Below are 16207 nucleotides of genomic sequence, written 5' to 3'. Positions count from 1 at the left end.
CCTTGCATGATGGAGGGCATGCTCCACCTCCCCGCCGTCCCCGCGCTGCGCCGCCGCGTGGACCGGTGGGCCGGCTCGCCGAGAGCCCTCGACGTCGTCACGGCGCTGAGCGCCTTCGCCCTGATGGTCCTGGACGTTCCGGGCCTCGCCCGCGCCGACAACTCCCTGACCGGCGTCACCGCCACGCTGGTCCTCGCGGCCGGCGCCTCGACGCTCGCCCTGCGGCGCCGGCTGCCCTGGGTGCCGTACCTCGTGGCGCTCGCCCTGATGGGCTGGCTGCACGAGCTGACGATGATCCAGTTCGCGCTGTACTCGCTGGGCCGCTTCCGCGGCCGCCGGATGGCCGTCCTCGCGACCGCGCTCTACGTGGCCGTGGCCTACGCGCTGTTCCACACACCCGGCTGGCCCGCCCGGCACGGCGACACGCTGAGCGACTTCCTGAGCCTCGTGGTGCCGATCGGCGTCCTCGCCTCGGGCGTGGGCATCGCCGCGTACCGGCAGGACCTGGTCCGCGCCCTGGAGTCGCAGCGTGCCGAGGCGGCCGCCCGTCAGGCCGTCCAGGAAGAGCGCATCTCGGTCGGCCGGGACGTGCACGACCTGGTGGGCCGCGAGCTGACCGTCCTCGCGGTACGGGCCGAGGTGCTGGCCGTGCGGGCCGGGGGCGAGCCGTACCGGAAGGACTTCGACGAGCTGGCCGACACCGCCCGGCGCGCCCACCACATGCTGAACGAGACGCTCGTGCGACGGGCCGGCGGCGCGGCGACGCCCGGTCTCGAGGGGCTGGGCGAACTCGCGCGGGAGAGCGAGCGGATGGGGGCGCCGGTCGGGCTGACGGTCGCCGAGGAGGCCAAGGCGCTCTCGCCGCTGCGCCAGACGGCGGTCCACCGGGTGGTCCAGGAGTGTCTGACGAATGCGGCCAAGCACGCGCCGGGCATGCCCGTCACGGTGTCCGTCACGGTGGCCGGGCGCGACCTGCGCATCGAGGTCGTCAACCCGCTGCCGGCCGCTCCGCCGGACCGGGTCCCCGTCTCGGCGGGCACGGGCCTGTTCTCGATGGAGGAGCGCGTCACCAGCATGGGCGGCACCCTGAAGGCCGGACCGGACGGGGACGCCTACCGGGTGACGGCGCTGCTGCCCACGGGCTTCGGGCCGGGGTAGCCCATCGGCCGCCGGTGGGGCGAAAGTCCCGAAAGGGGTGGGTCCGACTTCCTGTCGGTGCCCCTCCGTAGACTGGGGTCGTGAGTGAGCCCCGCGACCCGTTCGACGACATCGTCGATGCCGAGACCGACCGTGACCCCGACCTGGCGGTGATCGAGGCCGGCAGCCGCACGCTGCGCGCGCAGACCGGTCAGCCCCAGGGTGACCCCGTGCCCGCGCGGCCCGCCGACCCGGAGGTGGACAAGGCGCTGCGCGACGTCGAGACCGAGCTGGCGTCCCGCTGGGGCGAGACCAAGCTGGAGCCGTCGGTCAGGCGGATCGCCGCCCTGATGGACGTGCTCGGCGAGCCGCAGCGCGCGTACCCCTCGATCCACATCACGGGGACGAACGGCAAGACGTCCACGGCCCGCATGATCGAGTCGCTGCTGACCGCCTTCGAGCTGCGCACCGGCCGGTACACCTCGCCGCACGTGCAGACGATCACCGAGCGGATCAGCCTGGACGGCGCCCCGATCTCCGCCCAGAAGTTCATCGAGACGTACGAGGACATCAAGCCGTACGTCGAGCTGGTCGACGCCCGCGAGGAGTTCCGGCTCTCCTTCTTCGAGGTCCTGACCGCGATGGCGTACGCCGCCTTCGCCGACGCGCCGGTGGACGTGGCCGTCGTCGAGGTCGGCATGGGCGGCACCTGGGACGCGACCAACGTCATCGACGCCTCGGTCGCCGTCGTCACCCCGATCGACCTCGACCACACCGACCGGCTCGGCGAGACGCCCGGCGCGATCGCGGGGGAGAAGTCGGGGATCGTCAAGCAGGGCGCGACCGTCGTCCTGGCCCAGCAGCCGGTGGACGCGGCGCAGGTCATGCTCAAGAAGGCCGTCGAGGTGGACGCCACGGTGGCCCGCGAGGGCATGGAGTTCGGCATCGTCAGCCGCGAGGTCGCGGTCGGCGGCCAGCTGCTGACCCTGCGCGGACTGGGCGGCGAATACGAGGCCGTGTTCCTCCCGCTCTACGGCGCCCACCAGGCGCACAACGCGGTCGTCGCCCTGGCGGCCGTGGAGGCGTTCTTCGGCATCGGCGCCGAGCACGCCCGGACGCTCGACGTCGACACGGTCCGCCGCGCCTTCGCCTCGGTCTCCTCGCCGGGCCGCCTGGAGGTCGTCCGCAGCTCGCCGACGGTCATCCTGGACGCCGCGCACAACCCCGCCGGCGCGCGGGCGACGGCGGACGGCATCAGCGAGGCGTTCGGCTTCTCGCGGCTCATCGGCGTGATCTCCACCAGCGCGGAGAAGGACGCCAGGGGGTTGCTGGAAGCCTTCGAGCCGATCCTCGCGGAGGTCGTCGTCACGGCGAACTCCAGCCCGCGCGCCACCGACGTGGACGCGCTCGCCGCGATCGCCGTCGAGGTCTTCGGTGACGACCGGGTGGTCGTCGAGCCGCGCCTGGACGACGCCATCGAGGCGGCGATCACGCTCGCGGAGGAAGAGGACGAGTACGCCGGCGCGGGTGTGCTGGTCACCGGTTCGATCTTCACGGTCGGGGATGCCCGGCTGCTGCTCGGAAGGCGCTGATCCCATGCGTACGCTCTGTGCCTCGACGCTGATCGGCGAGTTCTTCGTGATCGGGTTCGCCGGGCTCGTCGCGATGAAGGACGACAGCCTGTCCATGACCACGGTCTGGACGGTCTGCGGCGTCGCGATGCTGCTGTCGGTCCTGCTGTGCGGGATGATCACCCGTCCGGGCGGCCTCCAGCTCGGCTGGGTGCTGCAGGTCGCCCTGATCGCGAGTGGCTTCGTGGTGCCCGTGATGTTCGTCCTCGGCGCGACCTTCGCGGTGCTGTGGTGGGCCTCCATCCACTACGGCCGCAAGATCGACGAGGCGAAGGCGCGCTGGGCCGCCCAGGCCGAGGCGGAGGGCGAAGAGGAGCCGGCGGAGCCGAAGCCGGCCTGACCGGTCGGACACCCCGGAGTGTGAGGGTCTCCGGCGGATCCCGTGGCGGCGGGGTGGGCATCCGTACGGCTTGACGCTGCGTAATCGACGGCCGTGCGGGCCCTGTAGCCTCTGAGGTCCGCACACCGCATTTCGTAAGGAGTCTCCACCGTGAGCCAGCGCACGCTCGTCCTGCTCAAGCCCGACGCCGTCCGCCGTGGCCTGATCGGCGAGATCATCGGCCGGATCGAGCGGAAGGCCGGCTGGACCATCGCCGCCCTCGAGCTGCGCCACCTGGACCAGGACACGCTGGAGCAGCACTACGGCGAGCACAAGGGCAAGCCCTTCTACGAGCCGCTGATGGGCTTCATGCAGTCCGGCCCGGTCGTCGCCCTGGTCGTCGACGGCGAGCGCGTCATCGAGGGCGTGAGGACCCTGGCCGGCCCGACCGACCCGATCGCCGCGGCCCCCGGGTCCATCCGAGGGGATTTCGGCACCATCGTCCGGGAGAACCTGATCCACGCCTCGGACTCCGAGGAGTCCGCCATTCGGGAACTGAAGCTTTTCTTCCCCGGGCTGGTGTGACCCGGAGCTGACTTCATGTCAGCCATCCACAGCAATGACCTGGGGCGACCGATGGAATTTCGGTCGCCCCCAGGCATATGAACGACGCAACCGGGAACGCATCGCTGCGTCCTACCGTCACCTATACAGAGGTGGGCCACCGCGCGGTATCCGTGCGGGCGGCACTACGATGGAAAACTCCACGCCGCACCACCCGCACCCACCACCTCGCCGACCTGAGAAGCCGTCAACGCTCCAATTGGGAAGGCCCGACGCATCCTCATGGGAAACAAGGGGAACTCAATGTCGTTCATCGGCCGTGACATGGCTGTCGACCTCGGGACCGCCAACACGCTGGTGTACGTCAGGGGTAAAGGCATCGTTCTGAACGAGCCGTCCGTCGTCGCGATCAACACCAACACCGGCGGGATCCTCGCGGTCGGTGCCGAGGCGAAGAAGATGATCGGCCGGACCCCCGGCAACATCGTCGCCGTCCGGCCTCTGAAGGACGGCGTGATCGCCGACTTCGAGATCACCGAGCGCATGCTCCGCTACTTCATCCTCAAGATCCACAAGCGCCGCTACCTCGCCCGCCCGCGAGTCGTCGTCTGCGTTCCCTCCGGCATCACCGGAGTCGAGCGCCGTGCCGTCATCGAGGCGTCGACGCAGGCCGGCGCCCGACAGGTGCACATCATCGAGGAGCCCATGGCCGCCGCCATCGGCTCCGGACTCCCCGTGCACGAGGCGACCGGCAACATGGTCGTCGACATCGGCGGCGGCACCACCGAGGTCGCCGTGATCTCGCTGGGAGGAATCGTCACGGCACAGTCCATCCGGGTCGCCGGCGACGAGCTGGACAACGCGATCATCCAGCACATCAAGAAGGAGTACTCCCTCCTCCTCGGTGAGCGCACCGCCGAACAGATCAAGATCACCATCGGCTCGGCGTACGACCTCGACAAGGACGAGCACACCGAGATCCGCGGCCGTGACCTCGTCTCCGGTCTGCCCAAGACCGTGGTCATCTCCGCCGCGGAGGTCCGCAAGGCCATCGAGGAGCCGGTCAACGCCATCGTCGACGCCGTCAAGACCACGCTCGACAAGTGCCCGCCGGAGCTCTCCGGTGACGTGATGGACCGTGGCATCGTTCTCACGGGTGGTGGCGCTCTCCTGCGCGGCCTCGACGAGCGGCTGCGGCGCGAGACCGGAATGCCGATCCACATCGCCGAGGACCCGCTGGACTCGGTGGCGCTCGGCTCGGGCAAGTGCGTGGAGGAGTTCGAGGCGCTCCAGCAGGTGCTGGACGCCCAGCCCCGCCGCTGACCGTTCCGGGACCGTCCGCGCCGACACCCCCCAGGCCCCCCGCGGCCTGGGGGACCGCCGGCCGGGTGATAGGAACACCCGTACAGCGGAGCGTCGGTCCACCGGCACAGACCGCACGGAACAACCGAACCAAGAGGAAAGGCACGGCCGCCGCACGTGAGGGACACACGAGAGAGCCGGCTGCTCCTGGTGCTGCTGATCGCCATCGCGTTCGCACTGATCACGGTGGACATCCGCGGAGGTCAGGAGTCACCGGTCGACGGCGCCCGGCAGGCCGCCGCCGCGGTCTTCGGACCGGTGGAGAACGGCGTCGCGGCGGCCGTCGACCCGATCGGCAACGCCATAGGGGCGGTACGCGACTCCGGCGAACGCCACACCCGGATCGCCGCCCTGGAACGCGAGAACGCCGCCCTCAAGGCCAAGCTCGGCAGCGACGACCGCAACCGCAGCCGCGTCCGCGAGCTCGACACCATGCTGAAGACGGCCGGTGCCGGGCAGTACGGCATCAAGGGTGCGCAGGTCATCGCCATAGGGTCGGCCCAGGGCTTCTCCTGGACCGTCACCATCGACGCCGGCGCCAACGACGGCATCACGCGCGACATGACCGTCCTCAACGGCGCGGGCCTCGTCGGCCGCGTGACCACGGTCGGCCCCTCCACGGCGACCGTGCTCCTCGCCAGCGACCCCGACTTCACCGTCGGCACGCGCATGGAGAAGACCGACGAACTCGGCTTCGCCACCGGCCAGGGCAACGGCCCGCTCCTCGTCCAGCTCCTCAACGGCAAGGCCAAGGTGAAGCCGGGGGACCGGATGGTCACCTTCGGCTCCCACGGCAGCCGCCCCTTCGTACCCGGCGTGCCCGTCGGCGAGGTCGTCCGCGTCGACCCGCCGGGCGGCGGACTCACCCGCAACGTCTACGTCCGCCCGTACGTCGGCTTCACCAAGCTCGACATCGTCGGCGTCGTCGTCCAGGCCCCGCGCACCGACCCGCGCGACACGGTCCTGCCGCCCAAGGCCAAGCCCGCACCGACCGTCACGGTCACGATCACCCCGCCACCGCCGCCCGGCCAGCAGCCCGGCCAGGCGGCCGGCGAACAGCAGGACGGCCAGGCGCAGGACGGGCAGCAACAGGACGGGCAGCAGCAGGACCAGGCGCAGGACGGCCAACCACCGGCGCAGGAACCGGCCGACGGACAGAACCAAGAGCAGGGGGACTGAGGACATGAAGGTCAACCGCATCCTGCTCTCCACGGCCCTCGTCGTGGTCGCCCTCGTCATCCAGGTCTCCGTCCTCGCCCGCCTCCAGCTTCCCGGAGCCGTCCCGGACCTCGTCCTGCTGACCGTCCTCGGCCTCGCCCTCGTCTACGGACCCGTCGGCGGCTGCCTCATCGGCTTCGGGGCCGGCCTCCTCGCCGACCTCGCCCCGCCCGCCGACCACGCCGTCGGCCGCTACGCCCTCGTGCTCTGCGTCATCGGCTACCTCGCCGGACTCGCCCGCCCCGACAACGGCCGGCTCAAGTCCGCCAGCGGCCCCATGGCCGTGGTCGTCGCCGCCGCGATCGGCACCACCCTGCTGTACGCGGGAGTCGGCGCCCTCGTCGGCGACACGGCCGCCCGCCATGTCGGCCTCGGCTACCTGCTGTTCACGGCGGCCGTCTACGACCTCCTCCTCGCGCCCTTCACCGTGCCGCTGATCATGGCCCTGGCCCGGCGCGTGGACAACGACCCGCTCGCCGACGCGGGCGGCGCGGTCACCGACGTGTCCTCCGGCTGGCTCTCCTCCGGCACCGGCCTGCGGATCGGCGCCCAGCGAGGAGGGCTGCTCGTCAAGGCGGCCCGGGGCAGAGCCTCACGGGCCGGACGCATCAAGGGAGTCAAGCGACTGTGACCGAGGGGGCACCGGCAGTATGAGCAACATCCCGGAGACCGGACGGACACAGCGGGTCCAGATCCGGCTCGTCGTCATCCAGGTCCTCGTCTTCTCCCTTCTCCTCACCCTCGGCGGACGCCTCTGGTACCTCCAGATCCGCAACGGCAAGGAGTACACCGACGAGGCGAAGAGCAACCACGTCCAGCGGGTCGTCCAGCCCGCAGTGCGCGGCTCGATCCTCGACGCCCGCGGCGTGCCCCTCGCGGACAACGAGACCCGGCTCGTCGTCTCGGCGTCACGCACCGCCCTGATGAAGATGAAGGACGACGGCAAGGGCGTCCTCACCCGGCTCGCCGGCGTCCTGGGCATGAAGCCCAAGGACGTCATGGACAAGGTCCGGCTCTGCGACTCCCAGACGCCCCAGCCCTGCTGGAACGGCTCGCCCTACCAGCCGATCCCGGTCACCCTCAAGGCCACCACCCAGCAGGCCCTGACCATCCGTGAGAGCGCCGAGGACTTCCCCGGCATCACCGCCGAACCCACCGCCGTACGCCGCTACCCCGCCCCCGGCAAGGCCCGCTCCTCCCAGGTCCTCGGCTACCTCTCGCCCGTCACCGACGAGGAGATCGAGAAGGCCAAGGACACCGACTCGCCGCACCTGCGCTCCGACCAGGTCGGCCGCTCGGGCCTGGAGCGCACCTACGACAAGCAGCTGCGCGGCAAGGCGGCCGTGACCTCCTACGAGGTCGACAAGCTCGGCCGGGTCATGGGCCAGAGCGAGTCCGACCCCGGCGTGCCCGGCTCCAACCTCGTCACCAGCATCGACGCCCGCGTCCAGGCCGTCGCCGAGTTCGAGCTCAACGCGGCCATGGAGACCGTCCGCAAGGAGACCGACAAGATCACCGGCCGTCCCTACGAGGCCGACGCGGGCGCCGTCGTCGTCCTGGAGTCCCGGACCGGCCGCGTCGTCGCCATGGCCTCCCAGCCCGACTACGACCCCAACGCCTGGATCGGCGGCATCTCCGCCACGGAGTACGCCCGGCTCACCGACAAGAAGTCCAACTACCCCCTGCTCAACCGGGCCATCCAGGGCCAGGCGCCCGCCGGCTCCGTCTTCAAGGTGGTCTCGGCGAGCGCGGCCGTACGCGCCGGCTACCCCTTCAACGACACCTACAACTGCAGCAGCTCGTACAGCATGGGCAACCGCAGCTTCGCCAACTTCGAGTCCAAGGGGCACGGCCCCATCACCCTCGGAGACGCCCTCAAGTTCTCCTGCAACACCGTCTTCTACCGTCTCGGCCACCAGGAGTGGAACCGCGACGGCGGCATCAAGCCCAAGAAGGACGCCCACGACTGGTTCTACCGCACCGCCCACGAGTTCGGCTTCGGCTCCGAGACCTCCATCGACCTGCCCAACGAGGTCAGCGGCCGCATCCCCGACCGGCAGTGGAAGAAGAGCTTCTGGGAAGCCAACAAGGACGCCTGGTGCAAGCAGGGCAAGAAGGGCGGCTCGTACGTCGAGCAGATCGCCTACGAGAGCTGCCTCGAAGGCAACCAGCTGAAGGCCTTCGACAGCATCAACTTCGCCATCGGACAGGGTGACGTCCTCATCACCCCCATCCAGCTCGCCACCGCCTACGCCGCCATCAGCAACGGCGGCACCCTCTACAACCCCACCATCGGCAAGGCCGTGATCAGCCCCGACGGCAAGAAGATCACGGAGATCAAGCCGAAGGCCCACGGCAGGCTGCCGGTCGACGCCCAGACCATCAAGGACCTCGACAAGGGCCTGCGCTCCGTCGTCGAGCCCGGCGGCACCGCCGCCTGGCGGTTCGGCGGCTGGCCGCAGGACAAGATCCCCATGCACGCCAAGACCGGCACCGCCCAGGTCTACGGCAAGCAGACCACCTCGTGGTTCGCCACCTACACCCGCGACTACACGATCGTCATGACGATCTCCCAGGGCGGCACCGGCTCCGGCGCCTCCGGCCCCGCCGTGCGCAACATCTACGACGCGCTCTACGGCCTCGACGACGAGGGCAACCAGGACCTCAAGCGCGCCCTGCTGCCCAAGCCCCAGGCGGCCCTGCCGAAGATCCAGTCCGACGGCACCATCGAGACCCCCGAGATCAAGCCGTACGACCCCGCGTCACAGCTGGTCGACCCGAACAAGAAGCGGGAAGGCGGGCAGGAGCCCCTCGCGGGCCCGCCTCCCACCTGGAGGGACTGACCCGATGACAGCGCCCCACGGCTTCTCCGTCTCCCGGTACGCCCCCGAACGCGGCACACTCGCCAAGCTCACCGCCCGGGACTCGGTGGTGCGCCGGCTCGACTGGCCGATCCTGCTCTCCAGCATCGCCCTGTCCCTCCTCGGCGCCCTGCTCGTCTGGTCCGCCACCCGGGGTCGCACGGAGCTCAACCAGGGCGATCCGTACTACTTCCTCTTCCGCCACGTCCTGAACACTGGCATCGGCCTCGCGCTGATGATCGGCACCGTCTGGCTCGGCCACCGCACCCTGCGCGGAGCGGTCCCGGTCCTCTACGGCATCTCCATCCTGCTGATCCTCGCCGTCCTCACCCCGCTCGGCGCGACCATCAACGGCGCGCACGCGTGGATCGTCATCGGCGGCGGCTTCTCGCTTCAGCCCAGCGAGTTCGTCAAGATCACTATCATCCTGGTGATGGCGGTCCTGCTGGCCTCCAAGGTCGACGCGGGCGACCAGATCCACCCCGACCACCTCACCGTCGCCAAGGCGCTCGTCCTGGCCGCGCTCCCCATGGGGATCGTCATGCTGATGCCGGACCTCGGCTCGGTGATGGTCATGGTGGTGATCGTGCTCGGCGTGCTCCTCGCCTCCGGCGCCTCCAACCGCTGGGTCCTCGGCCTCATCGCCGCCGGCATCACCGGCGCCCTCCTCGTCGCCGCACTCGGCGTCCTCGACGAGTACCAGCTCAACCGCTTCGCCGCCTTCGCCAACCCCGAACTCGACCCCTCCGGCGTCGGCTACAACACCAACCAGGCCCGCATCGCGATCGGCTCCGGCGGGCTCTACGGCGCCGGGTTGTTCAACGGACACCAGACCACCGGCCAGTTCGTGCCCGAACAGCAGACCGACTTCATCTTCACCGTCGCCGGCGAGGAGCTGGGCTTCCTCGGCGGAGCCCTGATCCTCGGCCTCCTCGGCGTGATCCTCTGGCGGGCCTGCCGCATCGCGCGCGAGACCACCGAGCTCTACGGCACCATCGTCGCCGCCGGCATCATCGCCTGGTTCGCCTTCCAGTCCTTCGAGAACATCGGCATGACCCTCGGCATCATGCCGGTGGCCGGCCTGCCCCTGCCGTTCGTCTCCTACGGCGGATCGTCGATGTTCGCCGTCTGGGTGGCGATCGGACTGCTCCAGTCGATCAGGGTCCAGCGGCCCATGACCGCCTGAGGCTCCAAGCCGTTCCGCATGAAAGCCCTCTCGGCGGCTAGATTCGAAGCATGGCCGAGACGAAACGCGAGATCGAGCGGAAGTACGAAGCCACCGACGAGACGAGGCTGCCGGACCTCACCCGGGCCCCCGGGGTGTCGGCCGTCCTCGACAAGGGCGTCGACGAACTCGACGCCGTCTACTACGACACCACCGACCTGCGCCTGGCCGCGGACTCCCTCACCCTGCGCCGCCGCACCGGCGGCGGCGACGCCGGCTGGCACCTCAAACTGCCCGTCGCCCCCGGAGTCCGCGACGAGATCCGGGCCCCGCTGGCGGACACCCTGCCGGAGCCGCTGGCCGACCTCCTGCGCTCCCGGACCCTCGGCGCGGACATCGTCCCCGCCGTCCGGCTGCTCTCCTCCCGCGACGTACGCCATCTGGTGGACGACAAGGGCACCCTGCTGGCCGAGGTCTCGGTGGACACCGTCCTCGCCGAGCGGCTCGGCGAGAGCGGGGGAGCCACGGCCTCCTGGAAGGAGATCGAGGTGGAGCTGGCGGACGGCGCCGACCCCGACCTCCTCGACGCCGTCGAGAAACGCCTGAGGAAGGCGGGCGTACGGCCCTCCACCGCCCCGTCGAAGCTGGCCAGGGCCCTGGAGGAGACGACCCCGAAGGAAGCGCACGGGAAGGCCGCCAGGACCGGGCCGAAGCGGACGCCGGACAAGACGGCGCGCGACAAGACCCGCCCGGCCCGGCAGCGCACCCCCGCCGAGGACACCGCGGGCGCCCGCGTCCTCGCGTACGTACGGGAACAGATCGAGGCGATCGTCCGCTACGACCCCGCCGTCCGGCGCGACCTGCCCGACTCCGTCCACAAGATGCGCGTCGCCACCCGCAGGCTCCGCAGCGCCTTCAAGACGTACCGGAAGGTCCTCGACCGGACCGTCACCGACCCCATCGGCGACGAGCTCAAATGGCTCGCCGGCGAGCTCGGCGTGGCCCGCGACCAGGAAGTCCTCGCCGCACACCTGAACGACCGGCTCGACGCCGTCCCGGACACCCTGCTCCTCGGCCCCGTCCGTGCCCGCCTCCAGATCTGGGACGCCTCCCTCGGCACCGAGGCCCGCCGCACCGTCCTCGCCGCCCTCGACTCCGACCGCCACCTGGAGCTCCTGAGGACCCTCCACGCCCTGCTCGCCGATCCGCCGCTGCGCAAGGCCGCCCACCGGGACGCCTCCGTCCTCGCCGAGGCGGTCCACAAGGACTACGACCGCCTCGCCGGGCGGGCCGGCCGCGCGCTCCCCCTGGAGCCCGGACCCGAGCGCGACCTCGCCATGCACGAGGCCCGCAAGGCCGCCAAACGCGCCCGCTACGCAGCCGAGGCCGCCACCCCCGCACTCGGCAAACCCGCCCAGCGCCTCGCCAAGCGGCTCAAGGCGGTCCAGTCCGTCCTCGGCGACCACCAGGACAGCGTCGTCGCCCGGGAGACCCTTCGCACGCTGGCGATCCAGGCCCACGCGGCGGGGGAGTCGGCGTTCACCTGGGGGCTGCTGCACGGCCAGGAGGAAGCGCTCGGCGCGGCCCGGGAACGCGAGTTCCCCGAGGTCTGGGAGCGGGCCTCGGACCCCGGACTGAGGGCGGCGGTCACCTTCTGAGGAGCGGGTACGCTTGAGAGTCGCCCCCTGCCAGCTCACGAAGGTTCGAGATGTCTGCTGCCGAGTCTGTCTTCCCGCAGCTCGAAGCTCTGCTCCCGCACGTGCAGAAGCCGATTCAGTACGTCGGTGGAGAGCTGAACTCCACGGTCAAGCCGTGGGAGTCCGCCGACGTGCGCTGGGCGCTCATGTACCCGGACGCGTACGAGGTCGGTCTGCCCAACCAGGGCGTCATGATCCTCTACGAGGTGCTGAACGAACGGGAGGGCGTCCTCGCCGAGCGCACCTACAGCGTCTGGCCGGACCTCGAAGAGCTGATGCGCGAGCACGGCGTCCCGCAGTTCACCGTGGACAGCCACCGCCCCGTCGGCGCGTTCGACGTCTTCGGCCTGAGTTTCTCCACCGAGCTGGGCTACACCAACATGCTCACCGCCCTCGACCTCGCGGGCATCCCGCTGGAGTCGAAGGACCGGACCGTCGACCACCCGATCGTGCTCGCGGGCGGCCACGCGGCCTTCAACCCCGAGCCGATCGCGGACTTCATCGACGCGGCGATCATCGGCGACGGCGAGCAGGCCGTCCTCGACATGACCGAGATCATCCGCGGCTGGAAGGCCGAGGGCCGCCCCGGCGGCCGAGAGGAGGTCCTCCTCCGGCTGGCCAGGACCGGCTCGGTCTACATCCCGGGCTTCTACGACGTCGAGTACCTCCCCGACGGCCGTATCGCCCGCGTCGTGCCCAACCGCTCCGGCGTGCCGTGGCGCGTGTCCAAGCACACGGTCATGGACCTCGACGAGTGGCCCTACCCCAAGCAGCCGCTGGTCCCGCTGGCCGAGACCGTCCACGAGCGGATGTCCGTCGAGATCTTCCGCGGCTGCACCCGCGGCTGCCGCTTCTGCCAGGCCGGCATGATCACGCGCCCCGTGCGGGAGCGAAGCATCACCGGCATCGGCGAGATGGTCGAGAAGGGTCTCAAGGCGACCGGCTTCGAGGAGGTCGGCCTGCTCTCGCTCTCCTCGGCGGACCACACCGAGATCGGTGACATCGCGAAGGGCCTGGCCGACCGGTACGAGGAGGACAAGATCGGTCTGTCCCTCCCCTCGACCCGCGTCGACGCCTTCAACGTCGACCTCGCCAACGAGCTGACCCGCAACGGCCGTCGCTCCGGCCTCACCTTCGCCCCCGAGGGCGGCTCCGAGCGCATGCGCAAGGTCATCAACAAGATGGTCTCGGAGGAGGACCTGATCCGGACCGTCTCCACGGCGTACGGCAACGGCTGGCGCCAGGTGAAGCTGTACTTCATGTGCGGCCTGCCGACCGAGACGGACGAGGACGTCCTCCAGATCGGCGACATGGCGGTCAAGGTCATCGCCGAGGGCCGCAAGGTGTCGGGCCAGAACGACATCCGCTGCACGGTGTCGATCGGCGGCTTCGTACCCAAGCCGCACACCCCCTTCCAGTGGGCGCCGCAGCTCTCCGCCGAGGAGACCGACGCCCGCCTGGAGAAGCTGCGCGACAAGATCCGCGGCGACAAGAAGTACGGCCGCTCCATCGGCTTCCGCTACCACGACGGCAAGCCCGGCATCGTCGAGGGCCTCCTCTCGCGCGGCGACCGGCGCGTCGGCGCGGTCATCCGCGCGGTCTACGAGGACGGCGGCCGCTTCGACGGCTGGCGCGAGCACTTCTCCTACGACCGCTGGATGGCGTGCGCCGAGAAGACGCTGCCCGAGCGGGGCGTCGACGTCGACTGGTACACCACCCGCGAGCGCACGTACGAGGAGGTCCTGCCCTGGGACCACCTGGACTCCGGTCTCGACAAGGACTGGCTCTGGGAGGACTGGCAGGACGCGCTGGACGAGACCGAGGTCGAGGACTGCCGCTGGACGCCGTGCTTCGACTGCGGCGTGTGCCCGCAGCTCGACCTGGACATCCAGATCGGCCCGACGGGCAAGAAGCTCCTGCCCCTCTCGGTCGTGAACAAGTAGCTCCGGTCACACTCCGGCGACGGCCCGGCCCTGGGGGAAACCCCTGGCCGGGCCGTCGCGTCATGGTGTGCATGAGCATGGAAAAGTCTCGGCCGCCCAGGCCCGAGGGCTGTCTCGCGGTGGTCGTCAGGGTTCCGGTGCGGATCGTCGTTCTCGTGGTCGTCGTGCCGGTCCGGATGGTCCGGGACGTGCTGGCCGCCTGCGGGCGGGGCGTCGAGCGGGTGGTGCTGGGGCCGCTGGGGCGGGGGCTCGGGTGGCTCGGCAGGCAGGTGGCCGTTCCGCTGGTGTGGATCGGCCGGGCCGTCGTGGCCCCGTTCCTCCGGGGTCTGGCCGTCGTCGGTGGATGGAAACGCCGCCGTGCTCACCCCGCTCGGGCGGGGACTGGCCCGGCTCCTCACCTGGCTGGCCAGGGCCGTGTTCGTGTGGCCGTGGGTGGGGCTGTGGCGGTACGGGGTGGTGCCGGTCGTCCGGTACGGCGTCGTCCTTCCGCTCGGCCTGCTCTGGCGGTACGTGCTCGCGCCGGTCGGGCGCGAGACCGTCGCCGCCCTCCTGGTCTGCTGGCGGATCGCCGGGTTCGTCTCCCGGGCCGTGGGCCGGGCCCTCGCCTGGGTGGCCTGGAATCTGCTCGGCAGGCCGGCCGTCCGCATCTACCGGGCGGTGTGCGTCCCCGTGGGGCACTGGCTGCGGGACGGCGTGTGGGCTCCGGCCCGCAACGCCGCCCTGGAAGCGCGGCGCGCCGTCCGCGTCGCGCTCGGATCCGTGCGCGCGACCGTGCGTCAGGCCCGGCGGGACGCCTGGCACGCGCTGGTCGGCGGACCCCGGCCGACCGAGCCTGGGGAACCGGCGGTGGCCCTAACGCGTACTCTGGGTAGTACAACAACCGCCTCCGGCGCGGCGCCCGCACCCGAGATCTCCCCGCGAAAGCGGGGGTGAGCCGGTCGGCACCCCCAGAGGCCACCCGCATTTCGTGGGCGGTGCGCCACCCGCGCCCGCCCCGCACCGAGGAGAAGAACCACTGGGCAAGCGACAGCCCGAAGGCCCGCCGCCCGCACCGGCGGTGCAGCGCATCCGACTGCGCTACACCAAGCGCGGCCGCCTCCGGTTCACCAGCCACCGTGACTTCCAGCGCGCGTTCGAGCGGGCGCTGCGCCGCGCCGAGGTGCCCATGGCGTACTCGGCCGGCTTCACCCCGCACCCCAAGGTGTCGTACGCCAACGCCGCCCCCACGGGTACGGGCTCCGAGGCCGAGTACCTGGAGATCGCCCTCACCGAGGCGCGGGATCCGGAGACGCTGCGGGCGCTGCTCGACGAGTCGCTCCCGGCCGGCCTCGACATCACCGATGCCGTCGAGGCCCGGACCTCCGGACTCGCCGACCGGCTCACCGCCTCCGTGTGGGAGCTGCGGCTCGACGGCGTCACCGTCGAGGAGGTGCGGAAGGCCGTCGAGTCCTTCCTCGCCGCCGAGACCGTGGAAGTGCAGCGCAAGACCAAGAACGGCATCCGCACCTTCGACGCCCGTTCCGCCGTCGCCGACCTCGTCGCCGATCATCCACAGGCGCGTTCCCTGGCTGATAGGCCACTGGACAATGCCTGTGCGATACTGCGGCTGGTTGTTCGGCACGTGACACCTGCCGTACGACCCGACGACGTCCTGTCCGGTCTCCGAGCTGTGGCCGACCTGGCGCCGCCGGTCCCCGCTGCGGTGACCAGGCTGGCGCAGGGGCTCTTCGACGAGGAGTCCGGCACGGTGACCGACCCGCTCGCGCCCGACCGCGAGGCAGTCACGGCCGCTCCACCCACGGCCGCCGCGACCGCCTCAGCGACGGCGCCGGGTGCCGGTACCGCGTAGGGAGCGGTCGTTGTAGCGCAGCCCTGGCACTCGGGAGCCACCTGGGTCGGGCAGCGCGCAGACCAGGAGACTTTCGCCAGGCCGTACGTACATCACGCGTAGGGAACCGGCGAGCCAGACATCAGCTCCCGTGCGGCGCCCGCGCCCCGGACGGCGGCACCGCGCACCTCGCGCGATCGTGCCGCCGGACCGGACCAAGACGCGGCGCCCGGGAGCGTGACGGGAGAAACCCCGCATGCTCGAGCCGAACGAAGAGAACAACAACGCACCTGGTGACAAGCTGCCGCCGCGCCGCAGGCGCCGCGCAGCCTCCCGGCCGGCCGGACCCCCGGTCACCGGGGACACCACCAGCGCAGAGGCCGTCGTAGGGACGCCCGCCGCCGAGTCGCCCGCCGAGGCGGCGCCGGTGGAGGAGCCCGCGGCTCCCGCGCCGCGTGCCCGTCGCCGTGCCACCCGTAAGG

At 71.1% G+C, this 16207-nt stretch carries 14 protein-coding genes; all 14 read left to right on the top strand.

The genetic code is table 11. From position 1 onward, the window contains the following. The first annotated feature begins 18 nt into the window (after nucleotides 1-18). Nucleotides 19-1158 (top strand): sensor histidine kinase, encoded by a 1140-nt coding sequence (locus tag ACZ68P_RS03945; RefSeq protein WP_471002114.1) that lies wholly within the window; start codon nucleotides 19-21, stop codon nucleotides 1156-1158. A gap of 80 nt (nucleotides 1159-1238) precedes the next feature. After that, a complete protein-coding gene (folC, locus tag ACZ68P_RS03940; protein WP_471002111.1) occupies nucleotides 1239-2729 on the top strand; it encodes a bifunctional tetrahydrofolate synthase/dihydrofolate synthase in 1491 nt (496 codons plus the stop codon). A 4-nt stretch (nucleotides 2730-2733) separates the two neighbouring features. Further along, on the top strand, nucleotides 2734-3108 hold the full coding sequence (locus tag ACZ68P_RS03935; RefSeq protein ID WP_471002108.1) for a DUF4233 domain-containing protein: 375 nt from the start codon (nucleotides 2734-2736) through the stop codon (nucleotides 3106-3108). Nucleotides 3109-3258: 150 nt separating this feature from the next. After that, a complete protein-coding gene (ndk, locus tag ACZ68P_RS03930) occupies nucleotides 3259-3672 on the top strand; it encodes a nucleoside-diphosphate kinase (RefSeq protein ID WP_471002105.1) in 414 nt (137 codons plus the stop codon). 282 nt (nucleotides 3673-3954) lie between these two features. Then, complete coding sequence (locus ACZ68P_RS03925; RefSeq protein ID WP_189824232.1) at nucleotides 3955-4974, top strand: rod shape-determining protein; 1020 nt, start codon at nucleotides 3955-3957, stop codon at nucleotides 4972-4974. A 156-nt stretch (nucleotides 4975-5130) separates the two neighbouring features. After that, on the top strand, nucleotides 5131-6192 hold the full coding sequence (gene mreC, locus ACZ68P_RS03920; protein ID WP_471002101.1) for a rod shape-determining protein MreC: 1062 nt from the start codon (nucleotides 5131-5133) through the stop codon (nucleotides 6190-6192). A gap of 4 nt (nucleotides 6193-6196) precedes the next feature. Continuing rightward, entirely contained in the window at nucleotides 6197-6862 is a 666-nt protein-coding gene (mreD, locus tag ACZ68P_RS03915; RefSeq protein ID WP_471002098.1) for a rod shape-determining protein MreD, read from the top strand. Nucleotides 6863-6881: 19 nt separating this feature from the next. Further along, nucleotides 6882-9074: a penicillin-binding protein 2 gene (gene mrdA, locus ACZ68P_RS03910; protein ID WP_471002095.1), complete on the top strand. Its 2193-nt coding sequence runs from the start codon at nucleotides 6882-6884 to the stop codon at nucleotides 9072-9074. A gap of 4 nt (nucleotides 9075-9078) precedes the next feature. Beyond that, the gene (gene rodA / locus ACZ68P_RS03905; RefSeq protein ID WP_471002092.1) at nucleotides 9079-10278 is read left to right on the top strand and encodes a rod shape-determining protein RodA; all 1200 of its coding nucleotides are present in this window, start codon (nucleotides 9079-9081) and stop codon (nucleotides 10276-10278) included. 50 nt (nucleotides 10279-10328) lie between these two features. Beyond that, the gene (locus ACZ68P_RS03900) at nucleotides 10329-11915 is read left to right on the top strand and encodes a CYTH and CHAD domain-containing protein (protein WP_471002090.1); all 1587 of its coding nucleotides are present in this window, start codon (nucleotides 10329-10331) and stop codon (nucleotides 11913-11915) included. Nucleotides 11916-11965: 50 nt separating this feature from the next. Beyond that, a complete protein-coding gene (locus ACZ68P_RS03895) occupies nucleotides 11966-13897 on the top strand; it encodes a TIGR03960 family B12-binding radical SAM protein (RefSeq protein ID WP_471002088.1) in 1932 nt (643 codons plus the stop codon). Between the two features lie 357 nt (nucleotides 13898-14254). Then, entirely contained in the window at nucleotides 14255-14830 is a 576-nt protein-coding gene (locus tag ACZ68P_RS03890) for a hypothetical protein (protein WP_471002085.1), read from the top strand. Between the two features lie 124 nt (nucleotides 14831-14954). Further along, nucleotides 14955-15746, top strand: a complete 792-nt coding sequence (locus ACZ68P_RS03885; protein WP_471002083.1) for a TIGR03936 family radical SAM-associated protein — start codon at nucleotides 14955-14957, stop codon at nucleotides 15744-15746. 235 nt (nucleotides 15747-15981) lie between these two features. Next, a partial coding sequence (locus ACZ68P_RS03880) for a hypothetical protein (RefSeq protein ID WP_471002080.1) occupies nucleotides 15982-16207 on the top strand: 226 nt, incomplete at its 3' end.

It is taken from the genome of Streptomyces sp. NPDC036822 (assembly GCF_055609145.1).
Note: the sequence above shows the minus strand (reverse complement) of the source record. Positions and strands in the feature narration are given on the sequence as shown.